The sequence below is a fragment of the Mesorhizobium kowhaii genome, assembly GCF_042431665.1.
GTDB classification, from domain to species: Bacteria; Pseudomonadota; Alphaproteobacteria; order Rhizobiales; family Rhizobiaceae; genus Mesorhizobium; species Mesorhizobium kowhaii.
In genome coordinates, this window is sequence record NZ_JBHLYT010000134.1 from 1 (window position 1) to 4,103 (window position 4,103).

Below are 4,103 nucleotides of genomic sequence, written 5' to 3' on the forward strand. Positions count from 1 at the left end.
TGTCGTTCGCGTTTGGTCAACGGACGGCAAGTTATTGGTCTGGCGCGAATCATCTTCGGAGTTCATTGGCGGATTCTAGCCGAATCAGCGTATTTTTCGTAACATTCGAGCGGACGAACTTTTTCAGCGAGGCCGGCTGTGGTTCATGGGCCCGACAAGGAGACGGTTGATGATGCCGCCTGGAATGAGGCGGTTGCAAGGGAGGCTGTGATCCGCAGACTGGTTTCGCTCGACTGCCCCCGCCGGTCCGATTTCTTCCGGGCTTGCCGTGAACTCGGCCTCAAGCGAACCCGGCTTTACGAACTGATCAGGGCTTATCGGGAGCATCCGGTCACCAGTTCGCTGCTGCCGCGCCTGGGCGGCACGAGACAAGGCAGCCGCCGGTTACCGGATGAGACCGAAGCGGTAATCGCCGAAGCGCTCCGGGACTTTTACAAGACGCGCCAGAAGCCGAGCATCAATCGACTGCACAGGGAGATCCGCGGGCTCTGCCGGTCGTGTGGCGTGCGCGCACCGTCCTGGCATGCGCTGAAGGCGCGGATCGAGGCCATGGACCCAGCCGAACTGACTAAGGCAAGGGAAGGCTCGAAGGCAGCGCGCGATCGCTTCCACCCAGTTCCAGGAGAATATACCGCCGAGTGCGCGTTCGACGTAGTCCAGATCGACCACACACTGATCGATGTCATTGTCGTCGATCGCCGATATCGCCGGCCACTGCAGCGGCCGTGGCTGACGCTCGCCATTGACATCGCAAGCCGCATGATCGCGGGCTTCTACCTGACGCTCGAGGCGCCGTCGACGGTTTCGGTCGCGCTCGCAATCCAGCATGTCGTGCAGCCGAAAGAGGTGTGGCTTGCCGGGCTGGGGATCGATGCGAAGTGGCCGGCCTGCGGGTTCCCTGATGCCATCCATCTCGATAACGCCAAGGAATTCCGGTCGCGCGCCCTGCAGCGGGGCGCTGAGGAATATGGCATCGAGCTCATCCATCGTCCGATCGTCACTCCCCACTATGGCGGCCATATCGAGCGGCTGATCGGCACCATGATGGGCGCCGTCCATCTTCTGCCGGGCACGACGTTCAGCGACATCGACCAGCGTGGCAGCTATGATTCCGCTGCCCATGCGACGATGACTCTGGATGAACTGGCGCGATGGCTGGCGCTCGAAATCACGCGCTACCACGCCGATCGCCATGGAACGCTGGGGATTCCGCCGCTTGCGGCATGGCATGAAGCTGTCGCCCGCCGCGTTCGGCCTTTGCGTCAGCCCCATGATCTTGCCGGCCTCATGATCGATTTCCTGCCCAGCGTCGACCGGCTGGTGCGACGAGACGGCATTCACCTGTTCGGTCTCCGCTATTGGGATGATGTTCTGAGCATCTGGGCCGGGCGCCTCGATCGGCCGCTGCACGTGTCCTACGATCCACGCGATCTTTCGAGGGTTTTCGTGCGCGCTCCGGACGGTACGCGCTGGCCGATCCGCTTTGCCGATCTGCGGCGCGCGCCGATCACGCTTGGCGAACATCGCCGCGCCCGGACCGCCCTGCGGGAACGCGGTCTTTCGCTGGTCGACGAGCAGCTGATCTTCGAAACCATTGAGGCCCAGCGCGCACTGGTCGAGGACGCGACCAGCCGCACCAAGGCAGCGCGTCAGCTGGCGGAAAGGCGCGACCGAGCGCTCGGCGCTGCCGCGTCAAACTCTCCGGTTGCGGACGAGCCTGCGCAAATCGAGGATGAGCGGCCGATCGATTGGAGCAAGGTCCCCGTCTTTCCCGTCGAGGAATGGTCGTGAGAGGGGAGGGGACTTTCGAGCACCTCGACGACCACTACCGCCGCTATGCCGCTTTGCCCGACGAAGCGCGCATTGCCTGGATCAAGGCCGACCGCTGGATCGGCTTCGACCAGGCGCAAGCCGCACTTGTGCGCCTGAACGCGTTGCTCGCCTATCCCCCACGCGACCGCATGCCTTGCCTGCTGATCTACGGCAACACCGGCATGGGCAAGACCAAGATCGTGCGCAAATTCGAGCGGGCGCATCCGCCCACATTGTGTCAGGCGACGGGCGTTACCAACAGGCCGGTGGTCGTGGCCCAAGTACCCTCGGAGCCGGTCGAGCGCGACCTCTATCGGGAACTGCTGGCCAGCCTGCAGGCTCCAGCGCTCGTCGGCGGCACGCTTGCCCGGGAGAAGGACATCTGCCGCTCGCTGCTACGCACCGTCGGCGCGAGGATGATCGTGCTCGACGAGGTCAACGGGATGCTGGCGGGGACCTATCGGCAGCAACGGATTTTCCTGAATGCGCTGCGGTTTCTCGCGAACGACCTGAGAGTGCCGCTGGTGTGCGCCGGCACCGATCTGGCGCGCCAGGCATTGCTCACCGACGCGCAGCTCGCCGAGCGCTTCGAGGCGTTTCATCTAAAACCCTGGAAGAACGATCACGCCTTTGCGCGGCTCTTGAAAAGCCTCGCTGGCATCCTGCCGCTGCGCGCTCCTTCCGATCTCGAAACGGACGCGGTTCGTGAAAGGATCCACACGCTCACCAGCGGCGTCACGTTCCGGATTTTCCAGCTGATCGAGACGGCAGCCGAGGAGGCGATCCGGTCGGGGAAGGAACGGCTCGACTTGATGAGTTTCGGCGATGATCTTGTCCTTCCGCTAGTATCGATGACGCAATCGGCACGCCGGCGGATGCCGCAAGCGGCGGGCGGGTGATGGAGCCGGATCGTCTGCCCGTGGCGCCGCGGCCCTATCGCGACGAATTGCTATCATCCTGGATGGCGCGGGTTGCATGCCGCTACGGCCTTACAGCGGAAGAGCTGGCGGGGCATTTCGCCGTTGATGACAATTGCTTGTCGTCGCCCTTGGCGATCGACGACAGGGCGCCGGCGCTCGATCAGACGAGGGTGTGGGCGCAGGCCTGTGGTGTCGACCCCGAGCGACTGCAGCGCCTGGCCTTGAGCAAGCGCTATCCGCGCCGCTCTCGATCATGGTACGTGAGCGCAGGACCTGAGTGGGCGCCATCGGCACCGCCTCGATCCACCCCGGTCTGTGTCGCCTGCTTCGCTGCCGATCAAGCAGCCGGCCGCGATGCCTATCTGCGAGCCGGCTGGATGCTTGCCGAGCGCTGCATCTGTCCGGATCACGGCCAGCTGCTTCAGGACCGCTGCGTGTCGTGCCACCGGCGTCTTTCCGTGGCTTTCCGCCTGCGCGACGGACGCGCACAGCCCGCCTGCAGCTGTTGCGGTCTGCTTCTGGCCGATAGGGGAGGGGAGGGCGGTCGGCCGCACGACGCCCTTGTGAGGGCGGCGCATGCCGTCCAGCAGCGGATCACGGCAAGCGTCAATGGTGAAAATGCCGAGCAGGAGCAATTCGAGAAGGCGCTTGCGATCCTCTGGGCACCGCTGGACCATCCGGCCGCCGCGCGGCCCGTGCTGGCGCTGTGGTTCAACGAAGCGGGCTGGCGCTGTCCCTACGACGTCCGGCATGCCGTCGGCGCCAAAACTCCGCTCGGCCAGTTGCCGGTGCGCTGGCGTCTCCTGACGCTGCTTGCCCTCAACGATATTTTCGGCGCCGATCCGCGTGTGGACGATACGCTGCCGCCTGCCGCCGCGCACCTGGTGCGGCGGGCCGCGCCACGGCAGATCCGCTTCTCCAGCCGACGGCCGAGCGGCCAGGCGCTGAAGCGCTCATCGGCCGAATATGAGGGGCTGGCACGTCAAATTCTGGCTGATCCGTGCTGGATCGCCGCGGCAAAGCTACCTCCGCGGAAACGGGAGCGCGTTCGCGCTCGCCTGATCGATGCTGCGCTTGCCAGGAACTGGCCGGCGTCACCCGGGGCAGCGTTGTCGCCCAAACTGCCGAGCGACGAGCAGGCGATTCAGAAATGCTGAGATTGCGTGCTGCGGTGCATAGTCTCACGAATTCCGATTCATCCGGCCGCGCACGAGATTTCGTCCGGAAGCCCGATTGACGTCGATTTCGGCATTCTGCTCGACGAGAGAGGCTGTCCGGGGCTTGAGCGCAAACCGGGTCCGCTCAATGAACGCGAATTCTCGTCGATCTGACGCCTAAACGAGGCTGTCCGCCGGTGAAAAACGAACGACA

General features: G+C 64.6%; 3 protein-coding genes. All 3 read left to right on the forward strand.

The window, feature by feature from the left end:
* The first annotated feature begins 207 nt into the window (after positions 1 to 207).
* The 3 genes from ACFFNA_RS36035 (at position 208) to ACFFNA_RS36045 (ending at position 3,889) form a co-directional block, all read left to right on the forward strand.
* Positions 208 to 1,791 carry a TnsB C-terminal domain-containing protein gene (locus ACFFNA_RS36035; protein WP_378924731.1) on the forward strand — a complete coding sequence of 528 codons (1,584 nt, stop codon included), beginning with the start codon at positions 208 to 210 and terminating at the stop codon, positions 1,789 to 1,791.
* Positions 1,788 to 2,711, forward strand: a complete 924-nt coding sequence (locus ACFFNA_RS36040; protein ID WP_378924733.1) for a TniB family NTP-binding protein — start codon at positions 1,788 to 1,790, stop codon at positions 2,709 to 2,711. The genes ACFFNA_RS36035 and ACFFNA_RS36040 overlap by 4 nt, the downstream gene beginning before the upstream one ends.
* Before the next feature lie 62 nt (positions 2,712 to 2,773).
* Positions 2,774 to 3,889, forward strand: coding sequence for a TniQ family protein (locus tag ACFFNA_RS36045; RefSeq protein ID WP_378924735.1), 1,116 nt, complete (start codon positions 2,774 to 2,776; stop codon positions 3,887 to 3,889).
* Positions 3,890 to 4,103: the final 214 nt, after the last annotated feature.